Consider the following 14493-nt stretch of genomic DNA (forward strand, 5'->3'; position numbering starts at 1 on the left):
ATGGTCAGTGAACGGTCAGCCCGCCGGTCGGGCTGACGGTCGCACCGGTCAGATAGCGCGACTCGTCGGAGGCGAGGAAGGCGACCACCTGGCCGATATCCTCCGGGCCTGCCACGCCGAGCGGGCTGCTCGCGATAATTTTCTCGTACTGCTTGCGATGCCGGTCCGACACGCCGTCGGCGCGTTCGAACGCGGCATTCCACGACGGACTGTCGCGGACCACCGTCACACACACGCAGTTCACGCGGATGCGGTCGCGCGCCAACTCCTTCGACAGCACTTTGCTCGCACTGATCAGGCCACCGGCAAAGGTGGCGACAGCGGTTTGCGTCGGCGTCGGCACGCGGCCGCCCTCCGAGGTCACGAAGACCACGGCGCCGCCGCCGCGCTCGCGCAGGAAAGGCAGGGCCGACTGCACCGGCAGCAGCTTCGCGGCGGTGTTCTCCGCCACCACGGCGCAGACGCGCGCAAGATCGATATCGCCAAACGGCCCGCGCACGTCAGGGCGGCGCGCCTCGTCGTCGTTGCCGCCGGCATTGGCGACCACAATGTCGATGCCGCCATGGCGCCGCGCAGCCTCGGCGGCGAGCGTGTCCATGTCGGCCTTCACGCGGACATCGCCGGCGATGAAATCGCCGTGGCCGCCCACCTCGCGCAATTCGGCGAGCACGGCTTCAGCCTTTGCCGCGCTCCTGCCGCTGATGACCACCAGCGCGCCGCGCGCCGCGAGTTGCAGCGCCACGCCCCGACCGATTCCGCCGGTGCCACCTGTGACGATCGCCACCTTGCCTTCAAGACTCTTCATTGCTGTTTCCTTGCTGTGTTTCACGGTGTTTCGGTCAGACGATGCCGCCGGCGCGCAATGCGTCGACCTGCCGCGTATCAAGGTGCAGCCAGTCGCGCAGCACCGCATCCGTATGCTCTCCGAGCCGGGGCGGCACGCCCGCATCCGGCTCGGGTACGTCCGACATCTTGATCGGGTTGCCGACCACCTGCACGGGGCCCCACACCGGGTCCTGGATTGTCATCAGCATCTCGCGCGCGGCGACATGCGGGCAGTCGAACAGGTCGGCCACGTCATTGACCACCGACGCCGGCACGCCGCCCTCGCGCAGCAGGTCCACGGCCTGCGCGCGCGTGCGCGTCGCGAGCCACGCGTCGATATGCGGATCCAGCGCGGCACTGTGCTGGCGGCGGGCGATGCCATCGGCAAAGCGCGGGTCGTCCACCAGTTCGGGCTTGCCGATCACCTCGCAGAAGCGGCGCCAGATATGCTCGCCGAGCACCGCGATGACGATATGGCCGTCGCTGGCGCGGAATGGGCCGAACGGCGCCGTCACCGCGGGCAGCCCCGGTGGCAGCGGCTTGCGCAAGGCCGAGTACATGGTGACCGAGATCTCGTTCTGGACCAGCGAGGCGTCGTACAGCGAGATGTCCACCTTCTTCCCGCGCCCGGTGCGCTCGCGCTGGTACAGAGCCAGCAGCGCGCCCTGCGCGGCGAGGATGCCGCCCTGCAGGTCGGTCATCGAGAAGCCAAGGTAGGTCGGCCGATCGTCGTGCCGCTCGGGCCGGTACATGAGGCCGCTGAGCGCCTGGCCGACGATGTCGAGGGCAGGGTAGTCGGTGTACGGGCTCGGCTTCACATCGGTGTGGCCAAAGCCTGAGACGGCGACATAGATCAGGCGCGGGTTGCGCGCGCGCAGGACGTCGTAGCCGACGCCGAGGCGGTCCATCACGCCGGGGCGCAGGTTCTCGAGCACGATGTCGGCCTTGTCCGCCAGTTCAAGGAAGAGCCGCTTGCCCTCGGCCTGCTTGAGGTCCAGCGTCAGGCTCTTCTTGTTGCGGTTGGCACGCAGGAATGACAGCGCGTGCGGGCTGCCGTCCTCCGCCGTCCTGACGGGGCTGGTGCTGCGCGCGAAGTCGCCGCCGGCCGGCGCTTCGACCTTGATGACTTCTGCGCCCGCGTCGGCGAGCCACATGGATGCGAACGGGCCCGCGACGAAGTTCTCCACGGCCAGCACGCGCACGCCCTGGAGCGGTCGGTCGGGTGTGGAGCAAGGGTCCTGCGTGGCCGCCGTGGCGCGGCCGGATTCGGTGTTCAAGGCTGTCTCCTTTGCATCTTCCGTATGGGTCTGATGAAAGGGTAGAGCGACCCAGCCGTGCGTCCAACTTGCCATTTTCGAAGCGGCAGTTCGGACGAACCGAAATGGACGAACCGGAGCGGGCGGCGGACATTCGCCCGCTCCGGACGGCCGCCACCGTCAGGCAGGCACGATGGTCTTTGGCTCGATGAAGGCGGTCAGTCCTTCCACACCGCCCTCGAGCCTGAGTTCGATAGTTTGGTCCGTCATGGCTTGGATCTCTGTATCAGAGATGCTCCCTGTAGAACGGAATCAGCTTGTCCAGCGCCTTGCGCACGGGCTCGGGCTTGTCGTACAGGTCGTAGTGCGACCAGCCGTCCAGCACGACGAGTTCCTTCTTCGCCGAGCGTGCGCGGCCAACGATCTCGCAGCCGTCGCGGTAGGCGCCGAAGGCACCTACCTTGTCGCCGACCACCACCATCAGCGGCTGCGTCAGCAGGACCTCGGCCAGGTGGAAGGCGTCCCATCCGACCGCGGCGCCCTGGTGGGAGAACAGCGAGCGGTTGGCGCCATGCGGCTTTTGCCCGCGGGGCGTGCGGTAGTACTCGGTGGCCTCGTAGACGTCGATCTCTGTCAGCCCGCGCTGCTTCGCTTCCTCGGGCGACGGCGGCAGCAGATCGTCCACGCGCAGCGCGGTGCCACGTGCCTCGGCGGTGCGCTGCTGCGCCATCGCCTCCAGCGCGCCGATCGGATCGTAGCCGCTGAAGCCCTCGCGCATCAGCCGGCCGTAGTTGACGCCGGTGATGGTGCCCACGGCGCGGATGCGGCGCTCCGTCATGGCGGCATTGATGGAGTAGCCGCCACCGCCGCAGATGCCGAGTACGCCGATGCGGTGGTCGTCCACATAGTCGAGCGTGACAAGGTAGTCAGCGACAACGCGGAAGTCCTCCACACGTAGCGTGGGATCCTCGATATAGCGCGGCTCGCCGCCGCTGGCGCCCTGGAAGCTGGCGTCGAACGCGATTACGACGAAGCCGGCTTCGGCGAGCGCGGTGCCGTAGACGTTGCCCGAGGTCTGCTCCTTGCAACTGCCGATCGGATGGGCACTGATGATGGCGGGATACTTCTTCTTCTCGTCGAAGTCCGGCGGGAAGTGGAGGTCGGCGGAGATATGCCAGGACTGATGCGGGATGCTGACGGTTTTCATGGTTCTGCCTCGTTGCATAGAGGGTTGCAGGCTTGGTCGGCGGTACTGTACTTCGCGCGTGGCGCGTCGGGTTCCGGTGGCGGCTTCGGGATCAGCGGCACGAGCAGGATGGCGACGGCGGCTGGCACGACGAACGCATAGAAGTTCCAGTGTAGAGGCCGTTTCGGGCCTGCCGGTGCCGAACGCACTGACGTTTCTCGAAGCGGCGATTCGGTGGCGATGAACCTGCCGGCGGGCTTCGATGCGCACGAACCAGCGCTTCGGAAAAGGCCAGTTGGCGCGCACAACCGGAGTGCCTACGCTTCGATGCATGGCGGCCCACGGGAATGCCTGGCAGCAGGAGAGCGCACATGGCATCGCATTGCCTGTCCGCGCCTGATTTTCCAGAGTACGGAACATCTGCCGCCGATGTATTGAGCGCCCCCGCGCCGCCCCGTGTAATGGGGCCTGTCACCCCATCATTTTCAGGACATTGCACCATGCGTTACGAAGACTTCCAGTTCATCCTGTTCGACCGGCAGCCCGATGGCGTCCTGCTCGCCACCCTGAACCGGCCCGAGGTGATGAACGCGACCAACGCCCGGCTCCACTGGGAGCTGACGAAGCTGTGGGGGGTCGTCAATGAAGATCCGTCGGTCAAGGTGGTGGTGGTGACGGGCGCTGGCGAGCGCGCATTCTCGGCGGGCGGCGACCTGGCATGGGTCGAGGAGATGGTCGGCAACCCCGAGGCAGTGGCGGTGGTGAAGAAGGAGGCCGCCGAGATCGTCTACAACATGCTGGCCTGCGAGAAGCCGATCATTTCGGCGATCAACGGCACCGCCGTCGGCGCGGGGCTGGCGGTCGCGCTGCTGGCGGACGTCAGCATCATTGCCGAATCGGCGCGGTTCACCGACGGCCACGCCCGCCTGGGCGTGGCGGCGGGCGATCATGCCGCCATCGTCTGGCCGCTGCTCTGTGGCGTGGCGAAGGCCAAGTACTACCTGATGACCGCGGACTTTATCGACGGCAAGGAAGCGGAACGCCTCGGGCTGGTGACATTCTGCGTGCCGCCGCAGGAACTGATGGCGCGCGCGCTGGCCGTGGCCCAGTCGCTCGCGCGCGGCAGCCAGACGGCAATTCGCGCCACCAAGATGTCGATCAACAACTGGATGCAGATGGCCGGTCCGATCTTCGACGCCTCGCTGGCCGCCGAGATGCTGGGCTTCCTTGGCGCCGATGCGCGCGAAGGCCTCGACGCCGTTCGCAACAAGCGCGCGCCGCAGTTCCCGTCGGCGAAGCTGCCCGGCTGAGCGACACGGCTTTAAACACAGCATTAGGCAGGGCATTGCGGCGATGTTGAGCCGTCGCCCCGAGAGATTTTGAAGCGAGACATGATGGATACCGAAGCCAACACCTGGAAGCCGGGCCCGCGCGAGTTGCAGTCCTCCGGCATCGCGCAACTGATGCGCGCGTTCGAAATGACGCGATACGACGACCTGCTCGAACTCTCGCGTAATGATCCCGACCGCTACTGGCAGGTGGCCATGCAGCATTGCGGGATCGTGTGGGACACGCCGCCGACGGGCTACCTCGATCCGGCATCGCCACGTGAATTCCCGCAGTGGTTCCCGGGCGGGCGGCTGAACTGGGTCAACACCGTGCTGGCCTGGACGCACGATCCCCGCACGCGCGATCAGGCGGCCGTCGTCGCGGAACGGGAGGACGGCGAGGTCCAGACCGTCAGCTATGCAGAGCTCGGAACACGTGTGCGCCAGTTCGCAGGCGGCTTGCAGGGGCTCGGCATCGGGCGCGGCGAGCGCGTGGGCCTGCTGATGGAGAACGGTATCGAGGCGACGGTGTCGCTGCTGGCGCTCGCGTCGATCGGGGCCATCGTCGTGCCGTTGTTCAGCGGCTTCGGCGTGGATGCCATCGTCGCGCGGCTGTCGGCGGCCGAGGCCACTACGGCGATTGCCTCCACGGGCTTCAGCCGGCGCAGCAAGCGCATCGACGTGGAAGGAACGCTGCGTGAGGCGTGGGCACGGCTGCCCGCGCTCAAGCGCGTGATCTGGAAGCAGGCTGGCGCGGCGCAGGCGGTCGGGCCGCAGGATCTCGACTGGCAGGCGGTGATGGCGTCGGGCGCCGGAAGCCTGGCCGAGCCTGTCACGCTGGGGCCGCAGGATCCCTTCATGGTGATCTACACCTCGGGGACGACCGGCAAGCCAAAGGGGGTCGTCCATACACACGGCAGCTTCCCGCTCAAGATTGCCCATGATGCCGTGGTGCACTTCGATGTGGCGCCGGGCGATGTGTTCTGCTGGCCTGCCGACATGGGCTGGATTGCCGGCACGCTGGTGCTGGGCTGCGCGCTGCTGCGCGGCGCTACGCTAGTCTGCTACGACGGTGCACCCGACTACCCGAGCTGGGCGCGCATGTCGCAACTGGTGGAGCGGCACAAGGTGACCCACTTCGGCTCGGCGCCGACGCTGATCCGGGGCCTCGCCAGCAACGAGCAGGTGGCGCTGGAGGGCGACGTATCCTCGGTTCGCTTGCTGATTACCGCCGGCGAGGGCATCGACCCGGAACATTTCAGCTGGTTCCAGCGGACTCTCGGGCGCGGCACGCAGCCCCTGATCAACTACACGGGCGGCACCGAGGTGTCGGGCGCGCTGCTGTCGAGCGTGGTCGTCCGGCCGATTCCGCCGAGCGGCTTCAACACGACCTCGCCGGGCGTGGACGTGGATGTGGTGGACGCAAGCGGCACGCCGTTGACCGGATTGGTGGGCGAACTGGTGATTCGCCAGCCTTTCGTCGGCATGACGCAATCGTTCTGGCAGGACGCGGAGCGCTATCTCGACACTTACTGGCACACCATCCCCGGCCTCTGGGTGCATGGCGACCTGGCGCTGCGCCGGCAGGATGGCACGTTCTTCATGATGGGACGTTCCGACGATACGCTGAAGGTGGCGGGCAAGCGGCTCGGGCCTGCGGAGGTGGAGGAAGTCGTGCTGGAACTGCCGGAAGTCGCGGAAGCCGCGGCCATTGGCGTGGACGACAAGGACAAGGGGCAGCGGCTCGTGGTGTTTGTCGTCGGCGAACCTGGCGGTGATGTGGACGCAGATGCGGTCGTGTCCCGCGTCACCGGCCATGTCGACAAGCGCCTCGGGCGGCCCTTCCGGCCGAGCGCGGTGCACGTGGTGAATCAGTTGCCGAAGACGCGCAGTTCCAAGATCATGCGCCGCGTGATCCGCAGCGTGTATTGCAACACGCCACCGGGCGACCTCTCGTCGCTCGACAACCCCGCGTCGCTCGACGAAATCCGCGCGGCATCGGGCGCCGGCGTGCAGGTATGAGGCGGGAAGCAAGATGAAAGTGCTCGAAGGTATCAGGGTCCTGGATTTCGGCAGGTTTATCGCGGGCCCGTTTTGCGCTGCACTGCTTGCTGACTTCGGCGCCGACGTCATCCGCATCGACCGTGTCGGCGGCAGCGAAGACCGCTTCGTCGCGCCGGTGACCAGTGAAGGCGAGGGCGCGTTCTTCCTGCAGGTCAACCGGAACAAGCGCTCGATCACGCTCGATCTCGACAGCGAGGAGGGCCGGGCAGTGGTCCGCAAGCTGCTGTTGGATACCGACGTGGTCGTGGCGAACATGCCGCCGCGTACCATCGCGGCGCTCGGGCTCGACTATGAGAGCCTGCGCAAGGTGAAGCCCGACATCATCCTGACCGCTTCGTCGGCGTTCGGCGCCGACCCGGCCGTGCGCGACCGTGTCGGCTTCGACGGCGTCGGGCAGGCGATGAGCGGGGCGGTGCACCTGACGGGGCTGCCGGACCATCCCATGAAATCGATGGTGCCGGTCGTCGATTTTTCGACAGCGCTGTGCTGCGCGCTCGGGACCATGATGGCGCTCTACGAACGCAAGTCGAGCGGGCAGGGGCAGGAGGTCGGCGCGTCGCTGCTGCACACGGCGCTCACGCTGTCCAGCGGCAGCCTGATCGAGGAGGCACTGCGCGGCCTGAACCGGCAGGCTACGGTCAACCGCAGCCCGACCTATGGCCCGTCGGACATCTTTCGCGTCAAGGACGGCTGGATCATCGCGCAGGTGATCGGACCCGCGATGTTCAAGCGCTGGACGCGCATGATGGGGCGCCCGGAGCTGCTGGACGATCCGCGTTTCGCGGACGATGCGATGCGCGGCGAGCATGGCGAAGTCCTCAGCGACATCATGTCGGACTGGTGCGCCAGCCGGACGCGCGAGGAAGCCCTGGCGATGCTGGAGGACGCGCGCATTCCGGGCGGTCCGGTCAACACGCCGCGACAGGCGCTGGAGGACGAAGTCGTACGTGCTTCCGGCGCGTTCCATGGCGTTGACTACCCGGGCGCGGCGGCGCAGGTGCCGCTCGTTGCCACGCCGGTGTCGCTGTCGCGCACCGCGCCAGCCATCGCCCGGCGTCCGCCGACGGCGGGCGAGCATACCGAGGAAGTGCTGCGCGATGCGGGCTATGCGGCGGGCGAGATCGCGGTGCTGCGCGAGCGGGGCGTGATCTGAGAAAGCCGGGTCGGCAAGCAGGAGCGCGCATGCGCGATTCTGGACTGCCGGGATTTGATTCCAATGCGTCATATATAAGATCATTTATGAGCATCAGAAATAGGTTTAATTGTTGTTAATGCTTGGCGGTCCCTACGCTTTGATCAAGGATCAGTTGTTCAGGCGGTGAAATATGGACCTAGCAAGCTCTTCTCGGAATGGCGGTGCCGATGTACCGGCGGCGGTATGGGGCTCCTGGCGCTGCATGGAACCGCCCATCGGTGCCCATCTTGTCACCCCCCGGCACGGCTACAACCACCACGGCATCTATGTGGGCCACGACAAGGTTGTGCACTACGCGGGTCTGGCGGGAGCGCTGCGGCGCGGCCCGGTCGAGGAGGTCAGCCTCGCGGACTTCTCCGCCGGTGGCGCAATCTGGATCGCTGCTGGTCCGCGTCCGAAGTACGTTGAGCAGGAGGCTGCCAGACGTGCGCGCTCGCGGCTCGGCGAGGATTGCTACCGTGTCTTGAGTAACAACTGCGAGCATTTTTGTACGTGGTGCCTGTATGGCAAGAGCGAGAGCGAGCAGGTACGGGCCTTTATGCTCAATCCATGGGTCGCGCTACGGATCTTGATCATCCTGTTCGGCGCCTGGCTGGCGTCGGCCGCACAGGTTTCGCCGGTTCTTACTCATGCGGTGGTGGCGCTGACCGCGCCCCTGGCCCCGTGCCTTCCCAGCCACCACCGAGCGCCTTGATGAGCCCCACGCTCGCCGTCAGCTGACGCCGGCGCACATTCTCGAGTGCGCGGTCGCTGGAAAGCGAGGCCGCCTGCAGGACATTGACGTCCAGGTAGGCCACCGCGCCTTTCCGGTAGCGGTCCAGCCCGACAGACAGGGCCCGGGCAGAGGACTGCGCCGCAATCCGCTGGCTGTTCGCTTCGTCCTGCAAGGCCTGGATGGCGGCGTAGCCGTCTTCGACTTCCTGTACTGCGCGCAGCACCGTGGACCGGTAGTCCGCGGCGCTGGCGTCAAACTGCGCGCGGGCGCTGTCTTCACCGGCGCGGCGGCGCCCGCCGTCCAGCAGCGTGCCGGCCAATGCCGGCCCGAGGGCCCAGAAGCGGCTTGGTGCGGTCAGCCAGCTTGCCAGGCTCGAGCTTTCCAGGCCGCCGCCCAGCGTCAGCATCAGGCTGGGGAAGAAGGCGGCCCGCGCCACCCCGATCTGCGCATTCGCGGCCGCCACCCTGCGCTCGGCCGCGGCGACATCCGGCCGGCGCTCGAGCAGTTGCGAGGGCAAGGCGGCCGGGACTGGTGGCAGCTGTTCCGGATGGCCCATCCCGCCAGCCGGCGCAAGCGAAAACCGGCTTGCCGGTTCGCCCACCAGCGTGGCAAGGGCGTGCTCGAGCTGTGACCGGTTCAGGCGCAGGTCCGACAGCTGGGCGCGAGTGCTTTCCAGCTGGGCCCGGGCCTGGGCGACGTCGCCCTCCGTGGCGATGCCGCCACGGTATCGGTTCGTGACCAGTTCGAGCACTGACGTGTATGCCTCGATGGTCTGCTGTAACAGCCCCGCCTCCCGATCGAGCGAGCGCACGCCGAAGTAATCGTCGGCCAGCTCCGCCTGCAGGCCCAGACGCACGGCGGCCACGTCTTCCGCGCTGGCCTGTGCGCGTGCCTCGGCGGCATTTACGGTGCTGCCGATGCGCCCGAACAGGTCCGGCTCCCAGGACGCGCCCACACCAAGCAGATAGTCATTGGTGGTCTTGCCCGCCAGCGATCGCCCCACGACATTGTCAGAGACACGACTCCTGCTGAATGCCGCGCCGGCTGTCACGGCAGGAAAGTAGGCCGACCTGGCGGCCCGCGCCTGGGCCTGGGCATCCTGCAGTTGCGCCAGGGCCTTGCGCAGGGTCTCGCTCGAGACTTCGACGCGCGCTTCCAGACGGTCGAGTGTCGCGTCGCCATAGGCGCGCCACCAGTCGGGCGCGATCGCGTCGGGGCCACCGGGTCTGGCCGGGCTGGCGCCAGCCTCCTTGTAGGCAGCTGGCAGGTCAGTGGCGGGCGGCTGATAGGGCGGGGCGGCCGCGCATCCGGCAAGCAGGATCGCGAGCCCCATCGCCAGTGCGTGCCCGGCCCGGTGTCTGAGTGCTCCATGCCTGGCAGGCTGCTTTTTGCGGTGTTCCGTCGCGGACGTGTTGAGCATGATGTGATGGCAAAGCGATCAGGACGACCGGGCCGCACCGGCCTGGTCGGCAACGACACGTACCGGGGTGCCAGCCATCAGGCCGTCACCCGGGTTGACGATGACCTGCTCCGTGCCTTGCAGTCCGCCCAGCACTTCCACGTGGGTACCGAAGTCACGGCCGAGCGTGATGTTGCGAATGTCCACGCGCCCATCCTTGCCGACCACGGCGACGCTCGGACCTGCGGGACGGAACGCCAGTGTGCTGGCCGGCAGGTCGAAGCCAGCGGCTTCCGCATTCGTGCTCAGGTGCACCTCCGCATAGGCGCCCGGCAGGATGCGGCCGCCGTGGCTATCGACCTCGAGTTCGACCCGCAGGCTGCGCGTGGCGGCATCGAAGGCGCCGGCATTGCGCGTCACCGTGGCGGCAAACCGCTCGCCTGGCGATTGCGGCAGCGTCAGCCACGCCTGCATGTCCGGGCCCACCATCGCACTGGCGTCCTGGGGAAGCTGTATGTACACGCGCAGCGTGCCGCCCGCCGAGATGTGGAACAGTTCACGACCCTGGCCGGGGGCGCTGCCGGCATCAATCAAGGCACCGGTATCGACGTTCCTGGCGGTAATCACGCCGTCGAAGGGCGCGCGGATCTCCGTGTATGACGCCAGTTGCGCGAGGCGCGACGTATTCGAGCGCGCCGACGCCAGTGCGGCAGACTTGGCCTGCATATCGGCGATCTTCTGGTCGGTCTCCTGCTGCGCGACAGAGTTGGACGCCTGCAGGTCCTTCCAGCGGTCCGCGGTGCTCCGGGCCAGCGCGTAGTTGGCAGCGGCGGTCGCTTCGTCCGCGCGCGCCTGGCGCAACTGGTCGGCCACTTCCGGTGCGTCGATCTCGGTCAGCAACTGGCCCTTCTTCACCGGCGTGCCGATGTCCGCATACCAGCGCCGCAGATAGCCACTGACGCGCGCATAGACCGCTGCATCCTGATAGGCCCGCACATCTCCGGGCAGGACGATCTCGCGTACTGCCGCCGCATGCCCGGGCCGCACGACCTTGACGGCCGGCACTATCGCCTGCGCGGTGCGCTGGGCCAGCGCAGCCTGGGCGTGCAGCCTGGGCACGATGCCGGCGGCAAGTGCGCAGGCCAGCACGATCGCGGTAGCCAGAATGAGGCGCGTCCTCCCGCGCACGGCAGGCGGGGGACAGGAAGCTTCAGGCGGTGCATTGTCAGCGGATTCCCGCAACAGGGGCAGTGTCATACCAGACCTTTTTCATCAGAACCAAGTGTCGAGGGCGCAGGCATTGCAGCGGACCGCGTGCCGAGCCAGGTGTGGAGCATCGCGAAGAAGACCGGGACCAGCACCAGCGTGGCGACCGTGCCGCAGGCCAGGCCGCCGATCACGGCGCGCCCGAGCGGCGCGTTCTGGGCCCCTGCGCCACCGGCGCCAAGTGCCATCGGCACCATGCCGAACAGCATGGCCAGCGCGGTCATGACCACCGGGCGGAAGCGGCCGGCGCCGGCATCGAACGCCGCCCGGAATGGTGGCCTCCCTTCGGCAAGCAGTTCGCGCGCCCGGCTGACCACCAGGATGCTGTTTGCCGTGGCGATGCCCACGCACATGATGGCGCCGGTGAGGGCAGGCACGCTGACCGTGGTGCGCGTGGCAAACAGCATCCATGCGATGCCGGACAGCGCGGCGGGCAATCCGCCCAGGATCGCCAGCGGGTCGAGCCAGGACTGGAAGTTGACCACCATCAGCAGGTAGACCAGCACGATGGCCGCGGCAAGGCCTCCCATCAGTCCGGAAAACGAGGTCCGCATGGTCTGGACCTGCCCGCGTACCACCAGATCGGATCCGGCCGGCAGGTCCTTGCGCGCGCTGGCGACAATGCGGTCGATGTCGGCCGCCACGGCGCCCAGGTCCCGGCCCCGCACGGCACCGAAGATATCCAGCACGGGCTGCACGTTGTAGTGCGACACCACGCCTTGCTGGCTGGTGCGGGTCACGCTGCTGAAGAGTCCCAACTCACCGGCACCTCCAAGCCTTGCCGTGGCGGCGCCGAGCCCGAGCGGGATATTCGACAGCGTCTGCAGCGATCCCATCGCATATTGAGGCACCGACACCGTCAACGGATAGCTCACCCCGTTCTTCGGATTGAGCCAGAAGTTCGGCGTGGTCTGGCTGCTGCCGGAAAGCGAGATCAGCAGGTTCTGCGCGACTTCCCGCTGCGACAGCCCGGCCTGCAGTGCGCGCGTGCGGTCCACATTTACCGTGAGCGCCGGCTGGTCGGCCGGCTGCTGGATATGCAGGTCCGACAGCCCCGGCACCGTCGCCAGTTTCCCGAGCAGCTGCTGCGCGACCATGCGATTGCCGTTCAGGTCATTGCCGACGATCTGCACGTCGATCGGCGCGGGCAGGCCGAAGTTCAGGATCTGGCTGACCATGTCCGACGGCAGGAACGAGAAGCTCACGCCGGGAAATGCCTTCGGAAGCAGGGCGCCGAGCCTGTCGACCACATCCGCGGTGCCACCGCTGCCGGGCTTCAGCGACACCAGGATCTCCGCATCGGCGGTGCCGATCGGCAGCGCGGAATCGTAGGTCAGGTTGATGCCGCTGACCGGCAGGCCGATGTTGTCGACGATGCCTGACACGCGTGCCGGGCCGACCTCGTTGCGGATGGCCGTCTCCACCTCATCGGCAACGCGTGCGGTTTCCTCGATGCGCGTGCCGGTCCGCGCACGCATGTGCAGGCGGATTTCGCCGCTGTCCACGCTCGGGAAGAAGTCCTGGCCAAGAAAAGGCACCAGGGCCATGGAGCCGGCGCAGCCCAGCGCGAACACGAGCACGGCACGCCTCGGGTGAGCGAGCGCGGTGCCGAGCAGACGGCTGTAACGCGCACGCAAGGCCTCGAATGCCAGGTCGAAGCGGTGGTGCAGGCCTGCAAAGAACCGCCGCACACGGCCAGCGGTGGCGGCGCCGTTCCCTTTGGTGGCTTCGCTGCGCAACAGGTAGTGGGCAAGCGTCGGAATCAGCGTGCGCGACAGGAAGTACGAGGCCATCATCGCGAACACCACGGCTTCGGCCATCGGCACGAACAGGTAGCGCGCCACGCCGCTCAGCATGAACATCGGCAGGAACACGATGCAGATGCACAGCGTGGAGACCAGCGTAGGCAGCGCGATCTGCGCCGATCCGTCCAGGATCGCCTGTTCCAGGGGCTTGCCCATTTCGCGATGGTGCGTCACGTTCTCGATGGCCACGGTGGCGTCGTCCACCAGCACGCCCACGGCGAGTGCCAGTCCGCCCAGCGTCATGATGTTCAGCGTCTGGCCCAGCGCGGACAGCGCGATCAGGGCCGCCAGCACCGACAGCGGAATCGTGACCGCAATGATCAGCGTGGACCGCCAACTGCCCAGGAACAGCAGGATCATCAGCGCAGTCAGGCAGGCGGCAATCAGTGCCTCGTGCAGGACCCCGTCAATGGCCGATTGCACGAACACGGACTGGTCGGAGATCGGCTGCACCTGCAGTGATTTCGGCAGCCCTGCAGTGACCTTCGGCAGCAAGGCCTTGATCTGGGCAATGATCGACAAGGTCGACGTCTTGCCGCTTTTCTCGATCTCCAGCAGCGCGGCGCGCTTGCCGTCGCGGCGCACCAGGTTGGTCTGCGGCGCATAGCCATCTCGGACATGCGCCACGTCCCGCACGTAGATGGTGCCATCCGGGCTGCTTCGGACTGGCAGGTCGTTCAGCGCCGCGACGGTCTGCGTGCTGCCGTTCAGGTCGACGCGGTACTCGAGCGCGCCCATCTTGGCCGTCCCGCCTGGCAGGATCAGGTTCTGGGCATTGATGGCGTTGACCACGTCCAGCGGCGACAGGCCGCGCGCCTGCAGCGCACGCGTGTCGAGATCCACCATCACCTGCCTGACCTTGCCGCCGTAGGGCAAGGGGATCGATGCACCCTGCACGGTAGCGAGCTGCGTGCGGATAAAGCTGTTGCCGAGATCGTAAAGGTCCTGCTCTGGCAGGCTGTCGCTGCCCAGCGCGAGCCGCAGGATGGGCACCGTCGAGGCGCTGTAGCTCAGGATCAGCGGCGGTGTGGTGCCCGGCGGCAAGCTCTTGAGCATCGACTGCGCGCCCGACGAGGCCTGGGCAATCGCGCGATTGATATCGGCGCCGGGATGGAAGAAGACCTTGATGACCGCCACGCCGGGCAGCGTCTGCGATTCGATATGTTTAATGTCGTCGACACTGTTGGTCAGCGAGCGCTCGTACACCGTCACCATTCGCTGCGCCATGTCTTCGGCGGAGAGGCCGTTGTAGGTCCACACCACGCTGACCACCGGGATATCGATCGACGGAAAAATGTCGGTAGGCGTGCGCAGAATCACCAGCGGGCCGGCCAGCAGCAGGCAGATGGCCAGCACCACGAAGGTATAAGGCCGGCTCAGAGCGAGCCTGACAATCCACATTTCATCCCCCAGAAGGCTGCCTGGCCCGCTGAATGCGACGCCTGGCATGTCGA

Annotated in this window: 10 protein-coding genes; 4 read left to right on the forward strand and 6 right to left on the reverse strand. The window is 67.2% G+C overall.

Annotated elements, in window-relative coordinates; genetic code table 11:
- Positions 1 to 4: 4 nt before the first annotated feature.
- From KHO41_RS12490 to KHO41_RS12500, 3 genes are all read right to left on the reverse strand, one after another.
- The gene (locus KHO41_RS12490) at positions 5 to 805 is read right to left on the reverse strand and encodes an SDR family NAD(P)-dependent oxidoreductase (protein WP_211953594.1); all 801 of its coding nucleotides are present in this window, start codon (positions 803 to 805) and stop codon (positions 5 to 7) included.
- Between the two features lie 34 nt (positions 806 to 839).
- Entirely contained in the window at positions 840 to 2102 is a 1263-nt protein-coding gene (locus tag KHO41_RS12495) for a CaiB/BaiF CoA transferase family protein (RefSeq protein ID WP_244873810.1), read from the reverse strand.
- A gap of 265 nt (positions 2103 to 2367) precedes the next feature.
- Positions 2368 to 3288, reverse strand: a complete 921-nt coding sequence (locus KHO41_RS12500) for an alpha/beta hydrolase (protein ID WP_211953596.1) — start codon at positions 3286 to 3288, stop codon at positions 2368 to 2370.
- Positions 3289 to 3767: 479 nt separating this feature from the next.
- Between KHO41_RS12500 and KHO41_RS12505 the strand changes: the two genes are divergently transcribed.
- From KHO41_RS12505 to KHO41_RS12520, 4 genes are all read left to right on the forward strand, one after another.
- Positions 3768 to 4577, forward strand: coding sequence for an enoyl-CoA hydratase/isomerase family protein (locus KHO41_RS12505; protein WP_211953597.1), 810 nt, complete (start codon positions 3768 to 3770; stop codon positions 4575 to 4577).
- Between the two features lie 81 nt (positions 4578 to 4658).
- The gene (locus tag KHO41_RS12510) at positions 4659 to 6617 is read left to right on the forward strand and encodes an AMP-binding protein (RefSeq protein WP_211953598.1); all 1959 of its coding nucleotides are present in this window, start codon (positions 4659 to 4661) and stop codon (positions 6615 to 6617) included.
- 13 nt (positions 6618 to 6630) lie between these two features.
- The gene (locus KHO41_RS12515; protein WP_211953599.1) at positions 6631 to 7812 is read left to right on the forward strand and encodes a CaiB/BaiF CoA transferase family protein; all 1182 of its coding nucleotides are present in this window, start codon (positions 6631 to 6633) and stop codon (positions 7810 to 7812) included.
- Positions 7813 to 8056: 244 nt separating this feature from the next.
- Positions 8057 to 8548: a lecithin retinol acyltransferase family protein gene (locus KHO41_RS12520; RefSeq protein WP_244873811.1), complete on the forward strand. Its 492-nt coding sequence runs from the start codon at positions 8057 to 8059 to the stop codon at positions 8546 to 8548.
- Here KHO41_RS12520 and KHO41_RS12525 read toward each other — a convergent pair.
- From KHO41_RS12525 to KHO41_RS12535, 3 genes are all read right to left on the reverse strand, one after another.
- A complete protein-coding gene (locus KHO41_RS12525) occupies positions 8478 to 9902 on the reverse strand; it encodes an efflux transporter outer membrane subunit (RefSeq protein WP_244873812.1) in 1425 nt (474 codons plus the stop codon). The two genes, KHO41_RS12520 and KHO41_RS12525, sit on opposite strands and share 71 nt — an antisense overlap.
- Positions 9903 to 10007: 105 nt before the next feature.
- The gene (locus KHO41_RS12530) at positions 10008 to 11225 is read right to left on the reverse strand and encodes an efflux RND transporter periplasmic adaptor subunit (protein ID WP_211953602.1); all 1218 of its coding nucleotides are present in this window, start codon (positions 11223 to 11225) and stop codon (positions 10008 to 10010) included.
- Entirely contained in the window at positions 11222 to 14440 is a 3219-nt protein-coding gene (locus KHO41_RS12535) for an efflux RND transporter permease subunit (protein ID WP_211953603.1), read from the reverse strand. The genes KHO41_RS12530 and KHO41_RS12535 overlap by 4 nt, the downstream gene beginning before the upstream one ends.
- Positions 14441 to 14493 lie beyond the last annotated feature (53 nt).

It is taken from the genome of Cupriavidus numazuensis, assembly GCF_905397435.1.
GTDB classification, from domain to species: domain Bacteria; phylum Pseudomonadota; class Gammaproteobacteria; order Burkholderiales; family Burkholderiaceae; genus Cupriavidus; species Cupriavidus numazuensis.

Bases quoted from the DNA above. Each gene is read 5' to 3' on its own strand.
- KHO41_RS12490 (WP_211953594.1), bottom strand. From the start codon at position 805: ATGAAGAGTCTTGAAGGCAAGGTGGCGATCGTCACAGGTGGCACCGGC.
- KHO41_RS12500 (WP_211953596.1), bottom strand. From the start codon at position 3,288: ATGAAAACCGTCAGCATCCCGCATCAGTCCTGGCATATCTCCGCCGAC.
- KHO41_RS12505 (WP_211953597.1), top strand. From the start codon at position 3,768: ATGCGTTACGAAGACTTCCAGTTCATCCTGTTCGACCGGCAGCCCGAT.
- KHO41_RS12510 (WP_211953598.1), top strand. From the start codon at position 4,659: ATGATGGATACCGAAGCCAACACCTGGAAGCCGGGCCCGCGCGAGTTG.
- KHO41_RS12515 (WP_211953599.1), top strand. From the start codon at position 6,631: ATGAAAGTGCTCGAAGGTATCAGGGTCCTGGATTTCGGCAGGTTTATC.
- KHO41_RS12520 (WP_244873811.1), top strand. From the start codon at position 8,057: ATGGAACCGCCCATCGGTGCCCATCTTGTCACCCCCCGGCACGGCTAC.
- KHO41_RS12525 (WP_244873812.1), bottom strand. From the start codon at position 9,902: ATGGGGCTCGCGATCCTGCTTGCCGGATGCGCGGCCGCCCCGCCCTAT.
- KHO41_RS12530 (WP_211953602.1), bottom strand. From the start codon at position 11,225: ATGACACTGCCCCTGTTGCGGGAATCCGCTGACAATGCACCGCCTGAA.
- KHO41_RS12535 (WP_211953603.1), bottom strand. From the start codon at position 14,440: ATGTGGATTGTCAGGCTCGCTCTGAGCCGGCCTTATACCTTCGTGGTG.